The sequence below is a fragment of the Micromonospora yongxingensis genome (assembly GCF_052601155.1).
Genome location: NZ_JBQXEO010000001.1, coordinates 428,465 through 442,338, shown reverse-complemented (window position 1 = coordinate 442,338; position 13,874 = coordinate 428,465). Strand labels below are relative to the sequence as shown.

The 13,874-nt window shown below is 71.5% G+C and carries 12 protein-coding genes; 3 read left to right on the top strand and 9 right to left on the bottom strand.

Translation table 11 applies throughout. The annotated features are described in order from the left end of the window. Positions 1-73: 73 nt before the first annotated feature. Complete coding sequence (locus ACTWLT_RS02090) at positions 74-883, top strand: hypothetical protein (protein ID WP_445316901.1); 810 nt, start codon at positions 74-76, stop codon at positions 881-883. Between the two features lie 83 nt (positions 884-966). Here the strand turns inward: ACTWLT_RS02090 and ACTWLT_RS02085 are convergent, their stop codons facing one another. The 6 genes from ACTWLT_RS02085 to ACTWLT_RS02060 all read right to left on the bottom strand — a co-directional run bounded on the left by ACTWLT_RS02085 (position 967) and on the right by ACTWLT_RS02060 (position 7,203). Next, the gene (locus ACTWLT_RS02085; protein WP_252419367.1) at positions 967-2,079 is read right to left on the bottom strand and encodes a branched-chain amino acid ABC transporter permease; all 1,113 of its coding nucleotides are present in this window, start codon (positions 2,077-2,079) and stop codon (positions 967-969) included. Continuing rightward, the gene (locus ACTWLT_RS02080) at positions 2,076-2,966 is read right to left on the bottom strand and encodes a branched-chain amino acid ABC transporter permease (protein WP_252419368.1); all 891 of its coding nucleotides are present in this window, start codon (positions 2,964-2,966) and stop codon (positions 2,076-2,078) included. The genes ACTWLT_RS02085 and ACTWLT_RS02080 overlap by 4 nt, the downstream gene beginning before the upstream one ends. Then, positions 2,966-3,694 (bottom strand): ABC transporter ATP-binding protein, encoded by a 729-nt coding sequence (locus ACTWLT_RS02075; protein ID WP_445316900.1) that lies wholly within the window; start codon positions 3,692-3,694, stop codon positions 2,966-2,968. The genes ACTWLT_RS02080 and ACTWLT_RS02075 overlap by 1 nt, the downstream gene beginning before the upstream one ends. Then, entirely contained in the window at positions 3,691-4,434 is a 744-nt protein-coding gene (locus tag ACTWLT_RS02070) for an ABC transporter ATP-binding protein (protein ID WP_252419370.1), read from the bottom strand. The genes ACTWLT_RS02075 and ACTWLT_RS02070 overlap by 4 nt, the downstream gene beginning before the upstream one ends. A 2-nt stretch (positions 4,435-4,436) precedes the next feature. Further along, the gene (locus tag ACTWLT_RS02065; RefSeq protein ID WP_252419371.1) at positions 4,437-5,636 is read right to left on the bottom strand and encodes a substrate-binding domain-containing protein; all 1,200 of its coding nucleotides are present in this window, start codon (positions 5,634-5,636) and stop codon (positions 4,437-4,439) included. A 445-nt stretch (positions 5,637-6,081) separates the two neighbouring features. Then, the gene (locus ACTWLT_RS02060; RefSeq protein ID WP_445316899.1) at positions 6,082-7,203 is read right to left on the bottom strand and encodes a glycerophosphodiester phosphodiesterase; all 1,122 of its coding nucleotides are present in this window, start codon (positions 7,201-7,203) and stop codon (positions 6,082-6,084) included. A 139-nt stretch (positions 7,204-7,342) separates the two neighbouring features. Here ACTWLT_RS02060 and ACTWLT_RS02055 point away from each other — a divergent pair, with 139 nt between their 5' ends. Together ACTWLT_RS02055 and ACTWLT_RS02050 are read left to right on the top strand one after the other, a co-directional pair. Beyond that, the gene (locus ACTWLT_RS02055) at positions 7,343-8,677 is read left to right on the top strand and encodes a TrkH family potassium uptake protein (RefSeq protein ID WP_445316898.1); all 1,335 of its coding nucleotides are present in this window, start codon (positions 7,343-7,345) and stop codon (positions 8,675-8,677) included. Between the two features lie 17 nt (positions 8,678-8,694). Beyond that, on the top strand, positions 8,695-9,363 hold the full coding sequence (locus ACTWLT_RS02050; protein WP_445316897.1) for a potassium channel family protein: 669 nt from the start codon (positions 8,695-8,697) through the stop codon (positions 9,361-9,363). Positions 9,364-9,411: 48 nt separating this feature from the next. On the opposite strand, the gene ACTWLT_RS02045 is transcribed toward ACTWLT_RS02050, so the two are convergent. The 3 genes from ACTWLT_RS02045 to ACTWLT_RS02035 form a co-directional block, all read right to left on the bottom strand. Then, positions 9,412-11,061, bottom strand: a complete 1,650-nt coding sequence (locus ACTWLT_RS02045) for a protein kinase domain-containing protein (protein ID WP_445316896.1) — start codon at positions 11,059-11,061, stop codon at positions 9,412-9,414. 70 nt (positions 11,062-11,131) lie between these two features. Beyond that, positions 11,132-12,694 (bottom strand): fused MFS/spermidine synthase, encoded by a 1,563-nt coding sequence (locus ACTWLT_RS02040; protein WP_445316895.1) that lies wholly within the window; start codon positions 12,692-12,694, stop codon positions 11,132-11,134. 36 nt (positions 12,695-12,730) lie between these two features. Then, complete coding sequence (locus tag ACTWLT_RS02035; protein WP_510182475.1) at positions 12,731-13,747, bottom strand: coiled-coil domain-containing protein; 1,017 nt, start codon at positions 13,745-13,747, stop codon at positions 12,731-12,733. Positions 13,748-13,874 lie beyond the last annotated feature (127 nt).

The window sequence follows — 13,874 nt, the reverse complement described above, 5'->3', positions numbered from 1 at the left end:
CGGCAGCGATACCGCCGTGCCGGCCCGCAGCATCGTCATCGGCACAGGCCACGCAGCGAGAAAGAGAAGTGCGATGACACAGGCAACGGGCAGCGCCGGCACCATCCGACGGATGGTCGGCACGGTCGCCGCCGTACTGGCCGCGACCACCCTCCTCGGGGGTTGCGGACCGAAGAACGACCCAGCCGCGGCACCCCGGACCGGTCCGACCCCCAGCCCCAAGGACGCGCTCCTGGACGCCGTTCCGGATGGCACCGAGGGGGCGTTCCGGTTCAGCGGCAAGGACTCGTCCAGCACGCTCAGCGGCCGGATCGACCCGGAGGCGAAGGCGTTCGAGCTCAACACCTCGATGCCGCCGGACTCCGACGGCATCGTCGTGAAGATGTCGTTCCTGGTGATCGACGACCAGAACTGGGTGAAGGCGAAGTTCAGCGGCCGCCCCGGCCTGCCGAAGTTTCCGGACAAGTGGATGAGTCTGGACCGCACGAAGCTGGCCGACAGCGAGGCCATGCCGACCTACGACGGCGTGGACCAGGGCAACGCCGGTCCGCTCATTCAGGCGGCCACCTCGGTCGAGGAGCAGAGCCCCGGGCGGTACGTCGGGTTCATCGACGTGAGCGACGCGGAAGCGGCGAAGGCGTTGGAGGACGGCGAGGCGGCGGCGCTCGGCGAGGCAGCCAAGCAGGTGCCGTTCACCGCGGTGGTCGGTGCGGACAAGCACCTGGCCTCGCTGACGCTGAAGATCCCGGCCGCCGGGAAGGCGAAGGCGTACGACTACGTCGTCAACTACGCCGACTACGGGACCACGCCGAAGATCACCGTGCCGACCGGCGCCGCCGTGACGAAGGCGCCGGCGATGGCGTACGAGATGTTGAACGGCTGATCCACGACGCGGCGGGCGGCGGCCACACGGGGGGCCGCCGCCCCTGCGTCGTCAGCGCCTCCCCGGGCGCGGAACCCCCGGGGTCAGTGGCGTGGGGGGCGGAGGGAGCGGGTCAGGTGGGACAGGCGGGGGGCCAGGCTGGTCAGGCCGCCGGGGAAGAAGTAGACCGCCAGGATGAACACCGTGCCCAGGACGAACAGCGGCTGGCTCAGCGGGTGGCTGAGGACGGCCGGCAGGTTGTCCACCGCATCGCTCGTGCCGAAGGCGGTGAGGCGGTGGTCCAGGTACATGTAGAGGACGCCGCCGAGCACCGGGCCCCACCTGGTGCCTGGCCCGCCGAGCACCACCATGACCAGCAGCGACAGGGTGAGCTCGGAGGACGTGATGTGCGGTGAGGCGCCGCCGACGATCAGGACGTAGACCACCCCGCCCGCCGACGCCAACCCGCCGGCCAGGGTGAACGCCACCAGCTTGTAGCGGTACGGGTCCAACCCGAGCACACCGATCCGCCGCTCGTCGTCGCGCAGCCCGGCGAGCACCCGACCGGTCGGGGAACCGCTCACCCGGTGCACCACGAAGACCACCACGGTCAGGTACGCCAGCGCCAACCAGTACAGGTTGACCGTATTGGTCACCCCGACCAGCCCGGCGGGCAGGCCGGACACGTCCAGCGGCAGGCCCTCCTCGCCGCCGGTCAGCCCACCGAAGTCGCGTGCCACCAGGATCGCTCCGACCTGGGCGAACGCCAGCGTGACCATGGCGAACGCGATGCCCACGGTCCGCAGCGCCACCGCGCCGAGCAGCGCGGCGAGGATCGTGCCGCCGGTGATGGTCAGCAACGCCGCCTGCCACAGCGGCAGGCCGGCCCGGGTGACCAGGATGTCGGTGCCGTACACGCCGGCGGCGAAGTACAGCGCGTGCCCGAAGGAGAGCATCCCGGTCCGCCCGAAGAGCAGGTCGTACCCGGCGGCCAGCCCGCCGAAGATCAGGCAGATGGCGAGCAGTTGCAGGGTGCCGGGCGAGTTGAGCGGCCCCTCGAAGATCCCCGGAAGAGAGATCGTCGAATACGGCAGGATCGCCAGCACGACCAGCGCGACCAGCGGCAGGAACGGGCGGACCCGGTGCCACCGCCCCCGCTGCGGGCTCAGCTCGGCGGGTACCTGCGCGGGAGGCGCGTCGACCACGGAGTTCGTCATGCCGTTGCCACCTTTCCGGCGATGCCCTGTGGGCGCAGCAGCAGCACCACGGCCAGCAGCCCGACCACGCAGATGTCGCCCAGCCCGGACGTGCCGTAGTAGTTGACGAACTGCTGCACCAGCCCGACCACGACCGCCGCGTACGCGGAGCCGACCACCGAGCCCATGCCGCCGATCACCACCACGATGAACGCGAAGATCAGCAGCGAGCCGCCCTGGCCGGGCGAGACGGTGCCGAAGTAGACCCCACCGAGCGCACCGGCGAGCGCGGCGGCCGCACCACCGATCGCGAAGACCAGCGTGAACGCCTTGCGCACGTCGATGCCGAGCGCTGTGACCATCTCCCGGTTCTCCACACCGGCCCGGATCACCAGGCCGTACCGGGTCCAGCGCAGGAACGCCAGGATCGCGCCGAGCACCAGCACCGCCGCGATGATGAGCAGCAGGCCGCCGTTGGGCACCTGAGCGCCGAGGATCCCGGTCACCTGCCGGGTCCAGTCGGGGCGCGGGAACGGCCGGGCGTCCGCACCCCACGTGGCCTGGAGCAACGCCACGCCGGCCAGCGACAGACCGACGGTGACCAGCACCTGCTCGATGGTGCGGGAGTACAGCGGGCGGATCAGCACCAGCTCGACCAGGATCGCCACCAGCGTGCCGGCGGCCACCCCGAAGGCGACCGCGAGCACGAAACCGAACCCGTCGGAGCCGGCGCCCGGCAGGTTGCCCGCCGCCCACCAGGTCCCGTACGCGCCCACGCCGAGGAACAGCCCGTGCGCGAAGTTGAGCACGTCGGCCAGGCCGAAGACCAGGGACAGGCCGGACGCGACCAGGAAGTACAGCGCCGCCAGGCCGAGCCCGGTCAACGTCAACAGAATCACGGTGCCCATCAGTGCGACACCTCCGCCGAGCCCACACCCAGCAGCGACTTGGTCAGCGCGGTCTCCAACAGCAGTTCGCGGGCTTCGCCCGTCCAGGCCACCTTGCCGGCGGCCAGCACCACCGCGTCGCGGGCCAGTCGGCGTACGACCGCCAGGTTCTGCTCGACGAGCAGCACCGGCACCGACTCCGCGACCCGTTCCAACACCTCGGCCACCTCGGTCACCACCTTCGGCGCCAACCCCTTGGTCGGCTCGTCGACCAGCAGCAGCCGGTTGTCGTTGAGCAGCACCCGCCCGATCGCGAGCATCTGCTGCTGCCCGCCGGAGAGCGAACCGGCCCGTTGCCGTCCGCGCCGGTCCAGCTCCGGGAAGAGCGCGAAGACCTTGTCGTACGCCGGTTCGCTACCGCGCCGCTCGGCGAGCCGCAGGTTCTCGGCGACGGTGAGGCCGGCGAACACGCAGCGGTCCTCCGGCACGTAACCGAGCCCGCCGCGGACCAGCCGGTGGGTGGGGCGGGCCAGCAGACTCTGCGCACCCATCCGGATGGTGCCGCGCACCTCACCGGCGGGCGGGGTGAGGCCGACGATCGCGCGCAGCGTCGTGGTCTTGCCGACGCCGTTGCGGCCGAGCAGGACGGTCACGCCGGTGGGTGCGACCGTGAAGGACACGCCCTGGAGGATGTGCAGCCCGGAGATCCGGACCGACAGGTCCTCCACGTTGAGGATCGGCTCCGTCATAGGGACTCCCCCAGATACGCCTCTTGCACAGTGGGGTTGGCCATCACCGTCTCCGGGGTGTCGCAGGCCAGCAGCGCGCCGTGGTGCATGACGGCGATCCGGTCGGCCAGCTCCAGGATGACGTCCATGTGGTGCTCGACCATCAGCACCGCCCGGCCGCTGTCGCCGGTCAGCGACTTGATGACGGCGACCAGCTCCGGCACGTCCTCGGCGCTGACCCCGGCCATCGGTTCGTCCAGCAGCATCACCCGCGGTTCACCGGCGAGCAGCAGGGCGATCTCCAGCTTGCGTTTCTCGCCGTGGGCCAGGGTGCCGGCGAGCGCCGTACCCCGGTGGGCGAGACCGACCCGGTCGAGCGCCGTGTCGGCGGCGGCGGCCACCTCCCGGTCGGCCGCCGCCCGCCGCCACAGCTTCATCGAGCCCCCGCGGTGCGCCTGTACGGCGAGCCGGACGTTCTCCCGCACGCTCAGCGAGCCGAAGACCGAGGACGCCTGGAAGGTACGGCCCAGCCCGAGGCGGGCCCGCCGGTGCGGCGGGAGCGCTCCGATGTCCTGCCCGTCCAGGGTGATCCGGCCCTCCGTGGCCTGGCGCAGGCCGGTGATCAGGTTGAACAGTGAGGTCTTGCCGGCACCGTTCGGCCCGATGACGCCCAGGAACTCCCCGGGCGCCAGGTCGAGGTAGACGTTGTCGACGATGGCGACCTCACCGATCCGCCAGGTCAGACCGCGGGTGGCGAGCATGGTCAGCCCTTCATGGCCACGGCCGGCGGCGCGGTCTCGTCACCGGTGAGGCTCTTCTGCGCGGTCGCCGTGAAGGCGGTGCCGCTGCCGGTCAGCTTGGCCTGGAACATCGGCTGGAGCAGCGCGTGGTCCGCGGCCCGGATGGTCATCTTGCCCTTGACCCCGTCGAAGCTCCAGCCCTCCAGGGCGGTCACCATCTTGTCGACGTCGTCCCCGCCCTCCTGCACGGCGCGGACCACCATCTGGGCCGCGGCGAAGCCGTCCGGGTGGAACAGGTCGATGGTGCTCACCTTGGCCTTCAGCGCCTTGCTGGCCTCGGTGTCGCTGGCACCGTCGAAGTAGTGCGACAGGAAGGAGATCTTCGTGCCGGCGGCGCCGAAGGTCGGCCAGGAGGAGCGGATGTCCAGGCCGGTGACGACCGTGGTGGAGGAGAGCACGCCCTGCTGGTCGAGGCTCTGCCACATTGCCGGGGCGGTGGTGCCGGCCCAGGCGACGAAGAGCAGATCCGGCTTGGCCGTCTTGATCTGGCTGGCGAACGGGGTGAACTCGGTGGCGCTGGCCGGGGCACGGACGCTGCTCACGGTGGCGCCCGCGCCACCGATGACCGTCTTGACGGCCGCCTCGTTGGCGTCGCCGAACGCGCCGTCCTGGGCGAAGACCACGACCTTCTTGCCCGCCGGGTCGCCGATGAACGACTTGGCGGTCACCACGTCCTGGTACGACTGACGGCCGGAACGGAAGGTGTACTTGTTCGCACCGGTCACCGCGTCGGTGGCGGCCGGCCCGGAGATGAACAGGGCCTTGTTCTGCGCCGCGATCGGCGCGACCTGGAGCGCCACGCCCGAGGCGGTGGAGCCGGCAATGATCTTCGTGCCCTTGCCGATCAGGTCCTTGGCAGCGGACACCGCCTTGGCCGGGTCGCCCGCGTCGTCGACCTCGGTCAGCTCGATCTTCCGGTCACCGACCTTGCCGGTGCCCTGGGTGGCGAAGTCGAGCCCCGCCTTGAACCCCTCGATGTACTGCTTGCCGTAGCTGGCCAGGGCTCCCGACTGGGAGTACACCAGGCCGACCTTGACCGGTGCGGCGCTGTCGCCGCCGCCGGTGGCGGTGTCCTGCGGGCTGCCACAGGCCGTGGCGGCCAACGCCGCGGCCATCATCGTGGCGGCGGAGAGGAACACCCGCCGCGTCGTCCGGACCGTCATTGCGACTCCACATGAGGACTCGGAGGGAGAGAACTTCTTCGTGTCGGCTCACGCTAGAAGTGACGTCACCCACGAGCTATGTGGCGGAAACACACAAGTAACAGGAATGAGGTGGCCGGAGGTTACAACGGGCCGCACCACCACCGGAGAGCCCGCGCTCCCGATGGCTCGAATCCCCACGGACCACCCGGTCCCTGTGTCGTCCCGCGCCATCCGCCCCGTTTCGCCAGCGCCTCCCCACTGCCGCGCCGCCGATCGTGCTCGATCGTGGATGTAGTGGCTTCGATCGAACCGTGACACCACTACTTCCAGGATCAAGCGCGATCTTCGAGGCCCCCGGACGTGCCGCTGGCCCGTCGCCCGGGTGACGGGCGACGGGCCAGCGCTCGGGCCGGGCGTGGTCGGCCCGGCGGTCGGCTCGGAGCGGATCAGCTCCGGGCCGAGGTCAGTTGTCGGCGAGGCCGGCGCGGGCGGCGACGGCGGTGTCCGGTTGGTCGGTGAAGACGCCGTCCAGGCCCAGGCCGAGGAAGAGTTCGTACTCGGCGGTGATGTCGCCGCGTCCGTTCGGGTCGGTACCGATCCGGAAGTCCACCGGCAGGAACTGGTTCTCCGCGCGGAACGTCCAGGAGTGCACGAGCAGCCGCTCCCGGTGCGCGTCGCGCACCACGCTGGTCGGGGTGAGCAGCGCGCCGGCGGCGTCCCGGGGCACGATCAGGTTCTTGTTCGCCCCGATGCCGTCGGCGTACGCGGCGATCCACTTGAGCCCGGCCGGCTTGGCCAGGTCCTGGTAGCTGCGGGTGTCACCCGCGACGGTGAAGTCGTACGGGCGGCCGGTGGCGTCGAGCAACTGGGCCAGCTTGACGTCGATCATCCGGTTGAGCTTGCGCAGGTTGGCCGTCTCGAACGACTGGACGAAGACCGGCGAGTTCTTACGGTCCAGCCTGTTCTGCCGGAGTACCCGGACCAGCGGCTCCTCCAGCGGCAGCTTGATGGAGGCGAAGTAGCTCGGGTGCTTGGTCTCCGGGTAGATGCCGATGGTGCGGCCCCGTGCCCGCCCCTCGGCTCGGGCCAGGTCGATGACCTCCTGGAGGGTGGGCACCTCGAAGCGACCGTCGAAGGCGGTGTTCGCGACCCGCACCTGCGGCAGCCGCTCCTTGGCCCGCAGCGTCTTCAGCTCGGCGAGGGTGAAGTCCTCGGTGAACCAGCCGGTGACCGCGACACCGTCGATGGTCTTGGTCGCCTTGCGCGTGGCGAACTCCGGGTGCGCCGACACGTCGGTCGTACCGGAGATCTCGTTCTCGTGCCGGGCGACCAGGACCCCGTCGGAGGTGGAGACCAGGTCGGGCTCGACGTAGTCGGCGCCCATCCGGATCGCCAGCCGGTACGCCTCCAGCGTGTGCTCGGGCCGGTAGCCGCTCGCGCCGCGGTGACCGATGACGATCGGCCGCTCGGACGCGCGGGAGTGGTCCGCCTCGGTCGCCGCGTCGGCGGTGGCCATGGTCGGTACGGCCACGGCGGCGGCGAGCAACGCGCCGGCCACGCCGAGGGTCGAGAGAGTACGTCGCAACGCCAGCTCCTGTCGTCGGTGGACCGCTCCAGCAGATCGCCCCCGATTGGCCGGGAGTTTGTCGATGACTGGCCGGCAGATGAATCTCCGGAATGCGCGTTCCCGCTCCCGACCCCGAGCGGAAAAGGAAGATTGTCTGGTGCGCCGGTTTCTCCGCAATCCCGTGCGGCTGGTGCCGTTCGGTTTCCTGGTGCCGATCCTGCTGGGCACCGGGCTGCTGATGGCACGCTGGGCGACCGTCGACCATCAGCGCCCACCGCTGGTCACCGCGCTCTTCACGGCCACCTCGGCGGTGTCGGTCACCGGCATGGCGGTCACCGACACGCCCAACTACTGGTCCGGCGGCGGACTGGTGGTGATCACGGTGCTCACCCAGCTCGGTGGCCTCGGCATCCTCACCGTCGCGGCGCTGGTCATCCTCGTGGTCTCCCGCCAGCTCGGGCTGCGCAACCGGCTGCTGGTGCAGGCCGAGACGACGGAGTTCGGCATCGGTGACGTGGGCCGGCTGCTGAGCCGGATCGCAATGACCGTCTTCGCCTGCGAGGTGGTGATGACCGCGCTGGTCGCCGGGCGACTCTGGCTGGTCTACGACTACACACCCGGGCGGGCCCTCTGGTCGGGCGTCTTCCACGCCGTACAGGCGTTCAACAACGGTGGCTTCGCGCTCTACTCGGAGGGCCTGCTGGCCTTCGACCGTGACCCGTGGGTGTCGCTGCCGCTGGCGTTCGGTGCGATCGTCGGCGGGCTCGGGTTTCCCGCCCTGTTCGAGGCTGTCCGCGAGTGGCGCCGGCCGGCGGGGTGGGCGGTGGCCACGAAACTGACCATCTGGGGCAGTGCCGCGCTGCTGCTGATCGGCTTCGCCGGTCTGCTCGCCGCGGAGTGGACCAACGACGGCACCATCGGCCCGTACGACGCCCGGGGCAAGGTGCTCGCGTCGTTCACCCAGATCGCGTTGAGCCGCACCGGCGGCTTCAGCGTGCTGGACATCGCCGCTCTGCAGGAGGAGAGCTACCCGCTGCTGATCGTGCTGATGTTCATCGGCGGCGGCAGTGCCAGCACGGCCGGCGGGATCAAGGTCTCCACGTTCTTCCTGCTGGCGTTCACCATCTGGGCCGAGTTGCGCGGCGAGCCCGACGTGACGGTGGGGCACCGCCGGGTGGCCACCGCGAGCCAGCGGCAGGCGATCACCGTGGCACTGCTCAGCGTCGCCCTGGTCACGGCCGGGACGATGACTCTGCTGCTGCTCACCGAGGGGGTCCGCTTCGTCGCGGCCCTGTTCGAGGTCACCTCCGCCTTCAGCACCACGGGCCTGACCATCGGCCTGGCCGGCACGCTGCCGGCCAGCGGCCAACTGACCCTGACCGTGCTGATGTTCATCGGCCGGGTCGGGCCGCTCACCCTCGGGTCGGCGATCGCCCTGAACACCCGGCGTCGGCTCTACCGCTATCCCCAGGAACAACCCGTTGTCGGTTAGCAGAGAGGAGGGCCGGGGTGTCAGCCAAGCGAGCGGACGGCCGTGGCGTCGTGGTGATCGGGCTGGGCCGGTTCGGCTGCCACCTGGCGGGGTCGCTGAGCCGGATGGACCGCGAGGTGCTGGCCGTCGACCGCAACCCGGAACAGGTGCAGCGTTGGTCGGCCCAGCTCGACCGGGTGGTCCAGGCCGACGCGACCGAGGAGGGGGCACTGCGGCAGCTCGGCGTTGCCGGCTTCGGGCGGGCGGTGGTGGCCATCGGCGCCTCGGTGGAGGCGAGCGTGCTCACCGTGCTGGCGCTGACCGAGCTGGGCATACCGCAGATCTGGGCCCGGGCGACCTCGCAGAAGCACGCCAAGATCCTGTCATCGGTCGGCGCGCACCACGTGATCTTCCCTGAGGCGGAGACCGGCGAGCGGGTGGCACACCTGATCGTCAGCCGGCTGCTCGACTTCATCGAGTTCGACGACAGCTTCGCGATCGCCACCGTCCGGGTGCCGGACTCCCTGGTCGGGCGAACCCTGCTCGACCTGCGTCCGGAGGAGCGCTACGGGGTCCGGGTGATCGGTGCCAAGCTGCCGGGCGAGCGCTTTCAGTACGCCTCGGACAACACGGCACTCGCCCAGGGCGGGGTGCTCGTCGTCGAGGGTGGGATCGACCAGGTGCAACGGTTCGCGGGGCAGCGCTGAACGGGCGTCACTTCCTGCCGCCGCCCTGCCCCTTCCCCTTACCCTTGGTCACCTTCCCGCTTTTCCCGAACCACCACCCGGCCCCTTGCCCTTGCCGGGCTTCTCCGGCTTGGCGTTCGTCGTGTCGCCGCCAGAGGAGCCACCCGAACCCGAGCGGCCGCCGGACGCCGCCTTCGGCGGAGCCTTCGTCGTGGCCGCCTTCGTCGTGGGCGCCTTGCTCGGCGCGACGGTGGACGGAGCCGTGCCGGCCACCCCCGAGACGCGTACGCCGCAGGCCGTGTCACCGAGCCGGAACTCCACCGGCAGCGGGTTCGCCCCGCTGTACTTCCCGGCCAGGGTGAACTTCTCGGCCGCACCGGACGCCAGGGTGGCGCGCTGGGCCGCCGGCCGGACGAGGACCGTGCTCCCCTGCTGGTGCACCTGGGTCGGTTCCGCCTTCGTCACCGTCTGCTGACCGGGAAAGGTGAAGCTCATCGTCCAGTCACGCAGTTCGCTGTCCCCGGTGTTGGTCAGGGTCAGCTCGGCGGCGAAGTCCGTGCCGGAGTCCGTGCGCAGCGCGTACGCCACCTCGCAGGGCGCCGCCTTCGGCAGGCCCATCCGGGCCTCGGTCGGCGACTGGTCCCCGCCGCTGGCCGGGCTGCGTGAGGTGAACGCCCACATCCCCGCCGTGACCGCGACCAGGCCGGCGGCGGCCACGCCGGCCTCCACCCGCCGGCGCCGCTTCTCCCGCCGGGTCCGATTGCGGGTACGCGACAGCGGCAGCGCGTCGGTCTCCGCCGACCAGGGCAGAATCGTGGTGCCCGCGCTGGCGAGCGCGACCGGGTCCAGTGGCCCGGCAGGCGAGACCGGCACCGCCGCCAACATCCCGGCTGCGTCGGCGAGTGTCCGGGCCAGCTCGGCGGTGGCCGGCCGGTCCCCGGGCTGCTTGGCGAGGCAGCGCCGCACCAGGTCGGTCACCTCGTCGGGCAGCCCCGACACCTCCGGCATCGGCTCCGGTTCGTTGTACATGTGCGCGCGCAGCATCTCGGTGGTCGTGCTGGCCTGCCACGGCAGCCGGCCGGTGAGCATCCGGTAGAGCAGCAGCCCGACGGCGTACACGTCGGTGGCCGGGGAGACCTGGCCGTTGTCCAGCCGCTCGGGGGCCAGGTACGCGGGCGTGCCCAGCAACGCGCCGTCCGGGCCCTTCTCGCTCTCCCCCACCAGCGCGGAGATTCCGAAGTCGACGACCTTGACCCCGGTCGAGGTGAGCATCACGTTGCCGGGGGTGACGTCGCGGTGCACCACGCCGCGGGCATGGGCGGTGGCCAGCGCGGAGCTGACCTCCGCGCCGATCGTCACCGCCTCCCGCCAGGGCAGCCGGCCCTCCCGGCCCAGCCGGCTGGCCAGCGAGCCACCGTCGACCAGCTCCATCACCACGTAGGGCACGGTCAGGCCGACCTGTTGGGACTCGCCGTAGTCGTACACGTTGGTGATGTTCGGGTGGCAGAGTCGCGCGGCGGCCTGCGCCTCGATCCGGATCCGGTGCCGGAAGGCCCGGTCGCTGGCCAGCCGGGAGGCCAGCACCTTCACCGCGACCTGACGGCCGAGCACCTCGTCGTAGCCCCGCCAGACCACCGACATGCCGCCGGCACCGAGCTGCTCGATGAGCCGGTACCGCTCATCGAGGAGTTGTGCGCTGTTCCGGTCCCCACCACCCATGGTGGCCGTTGTTGCCCACGTGCGGGCCGGCTACACCTGAAGTATCGGAATCGGTCACGGATTCACCCGTTCAGGCGGTCGCGAGAAGCTGGTCCACCGGGGCGTAGTCGTCGGTCAGCACCAGCGCCGCGCCGATGAAGTCCGTCAGCTCCGGGCCGGACAGCAGGCTCACCTGCTTGTCGACCTCGTCGAGGCGGGCCCGGATGGCCTCCAGCGGCAGCGGTGCGTCGGAGCCGACGATGAGGAAGTTGGCACCCTGCTCCTCGGCGAGCGCCTCCGGCGGGGCGATCAGCGCCAGGTGCGCGAACTCGGTGGCCACCGTGGCCAGTTCGGCACGGATGAACCGCAGCGGCGGATAGTCGATGACGTTCTGCACGTACACCCCACCGGGGCGGGTCACCCGCCGAACCTCGGCGGCCATCTCCCGGGTGGCCAGGTGCCACGGCACCACCAGGTGACCGAAGGCGTCGCCGACCACCAGGTCGCGGCTGTCCGTCGGCTCGCCCACGACCAGCATCCGGGCGTCACCCACGACCGCCCGCAGCTCCGGGCCCTGGCGTACGCCCAGCTCCCGCTCGCCCAGCTCGACCAGCCCACCGTCGATCTCGAACACCACGTTGTCCGTGCCCGGCCGGGTGGCCGTCAGGTAGCGCGGCACGGTGAACCCGCCGCCGCCCAGGTGCAGCGCGTCCAGCCGCTGCCCGGCCGGCGCGGCCACGTCGGCGACCGCGCCGATCCACTTCGTGTACGCGTACTCCAGGTATTTCGGGTCGGCCAGGTCCACGTACGAGTGCTGGGCCGAGTTGAGCAGCAGCGTCCGTCCGCTCGACCGGGCCGGGTCGGACGTCACCCGGGCGCAGTGGTACGCCGTCTCGATGTCGCACGGGTTCGGCGCCACGGTGGTCAGCCCCGCCCCGGCCAGGCCGAGCACGGCCAGCGCGGCCCTGGCCCGGGCCGGGCCGGGCAGCTCGGTGGGCGCCTGCCGGCGCAGGTACCAGCCGAGGCCGAGGCCGGCCACGCCGAGCGCGACCGCCAGCGCGAGCAGGATCATCGTGCTGGGCAGCGCGGCGACCAGCACGAAGCCGGTGAGCAGGGTGGCGGTGATGCCGCCCAGGGTGCCGATCCCGGACAGCCGGCCGACCACCTGACCGGTGCGGCGCAGGTCGGCGAGCTGGAGCTTCACCACGAGCGGGGTGACCGCCGCCAGCAGTGCCGCCGGCACGAACACGGCCAGTGCCACCAGCAGCAGGATCGCGCTGGCCGCACCGCCGCGCAGCACCTCGCCCGCGTAGCGGACCACGGGCAGGGTGATCGCGGTGGCGATGCCGGCCAGCACCAGCGCCGGCGCCAGCAGGCCCCGGGGGTCACGCCGGTCGGCCAGCCAGCCACCGGACCACGCCCCGTACGCGATCGCGGCCAGCGCGATGCCGATCACCGAACTGGTCACCTGGAGGGTCACCCCGACGTACGGGCCGACCAGGCGCAGCGCGACGGTCTCCAGCACCAGCACGGCGCCGCTGGAGAAGAAGACCAGGAAGGCGGCCAGGCCGTTCGGCAGCGCCCGGCCGGTGACCGGCACGGACGAGGCCGAGGAAGCCGGCGGGGCCGCTACGTCGGACGGTGGGGTGTTCATCGTCGCGATGGTACGCAGCGAAGCTGGCCCTTCGGGTCAGTACATCGAGAGATGAACATGGTTCGTGTGGCTCGCGGCCGGGCTGCCGCTGCCGCTGTACGCGCGCCAGCCGGTGCCGGGGTGCCAGATCTGCCGGTACCAGATCACGTAGAGCACACCCAGCCGGTCGGCGTTGCGCACGTGCCAGGCGGCCAGGCTGTCCCCGTACTCCTTGTCGCCGCCGGTCGCGTTGCGGTCCTCGAAGCCGTTGGTGGCGGCCGCGAAGTCGCAGGCCCGCCCCTTCGGGTGCTCACCGCCGCCGCCGCTGCGGTGGCAGGAGACGTGTCGCTTGTAACCGGCCGCCTGGGTCTGCTTGAGCGCGTTGAGGGTGCGCGGGGTGATGCAGCCGGAGGTGGTCGGGTCATTGACCGAGCAGGACTCCGACGGCCACGAACCGTCGGAGTTGCGCGGCGCCGGTTTCGCCGAGACGGAGCTGCCGCCGCTGAAACCGTTGCTGCTGCCCGAGCTGACCTCGGCGAGCGCCGCCTCGGCTTCCTTCTTCTTCTTCGCCATCACGGCGAGCTGCTTCTGCTGCTCGCGGACCTCGGCGTCGATGGCGACCTTGGCCTGCTGGGCCTGCTGCCGGGCGTCGGTGAGATCGCGCAGCCGCTTGCTGTCCCGCTGGGCCATCAGGTCGAGGTCGGCGGCGCGTTGCAGGAACGCCTGCGGCGTGGCGGTGTTGAGCAGCATCGACGCCGGGGTGAGCCGACCGGCCCGGTACGACTGCGCGGCCACCTCGCCGACCTGGGCGGTGAGCCCCACCAGGCGGGCTTCGACGGTCTTCAGCTCGCCGGTGAGGGCCGTCTGCCGGCGCTTGGAGTTGTCCAGCTTGGCCTTGGCCTCGATGTGGCCCTTGGCGGTCAGTTCCAGCGCGTCCTGCAGCTTCTTGGTGCCACCCTCACCGGGCTCCGCGTACGCGGGCACCGCGCCGCCGGAGAGCACCAGCGCGAGGGCGGCGAGCAGAGGAATCAGCACACGGCGGGCGCGCTGCTGGCTGAGCCTGGTCCTGGGCACGAAAGCGTCCTTCCGTCGACCGCCGGCCCCCGGTGGACCACTGCGCGGCGGCGTCTCCGCCGGCGCCGGTCGGCGGCCTGCTGGCGGAGACCGCCGGTCACGATACCGGACCCGGCGCCGGTGACCA

Bases quoted from the DNA above. Each gene is read 5' to 3' on its own strand.
- ACTWLT_RS02065 (WP_252419371.1), bottom strand. From the start codon at position 5,636: ATGACGGTCCGGACGACGCGGCGGGTGTTCCTCTCCGCCGCCACGATG.
- ACTWLT_RS02045 (WP_445316896.1), bottom strand. From the start codon at position 11,061: ATGGGTGGTGGGGACCGGAACAGCGCACAACTCCTCGATGAGCGGTAC.
- ACTWLT_RS02085 (WP_252419367.1), bottom strand. From the start codon at position 2,079: ATGACGAACTCCGTGGTCGACGCGCCTCCCGCGCAGGTACCCGCCGAG.
- ACTWLT_RS02070 (WP_252419370.1), bottom strand. From the start codon at position 4,434: ATGCTCGCCACCCGCGGTCTGACCTGGCGGATCGGTGAGGTCGCCATC.
- ACTWLT_RS02075 (WP_445316900.1), bottom strand. From the start codon at position 3,694: ATGACGGAGCCGATCCTCAACGTGGAGGACCTGTCGGTCCGGATCTCC.
- ACTWLT_RS02090 (WP_445316901.1), top strand. From the start codon at position 74: ATGACACAGGCAACGGGCAGCGCCGGCACCATCCGACGGATGGTCGGC.
- ACTWLT_RS02080 (WP_252419368.1), bottom strand. From the start codon at position 2,966: ATGGGCACCGTGATTCTGTTGACGTTGACCGGGCTCGGCCTGGCGGCG.
- ACTWLT_RS02040 (WP_445316895.1), bottom strand. From the start codon at position 12,694: ATGAACACCCCACCGTCCGACGTAGCGGCCCCGCCGGCTTCCTCGGCC.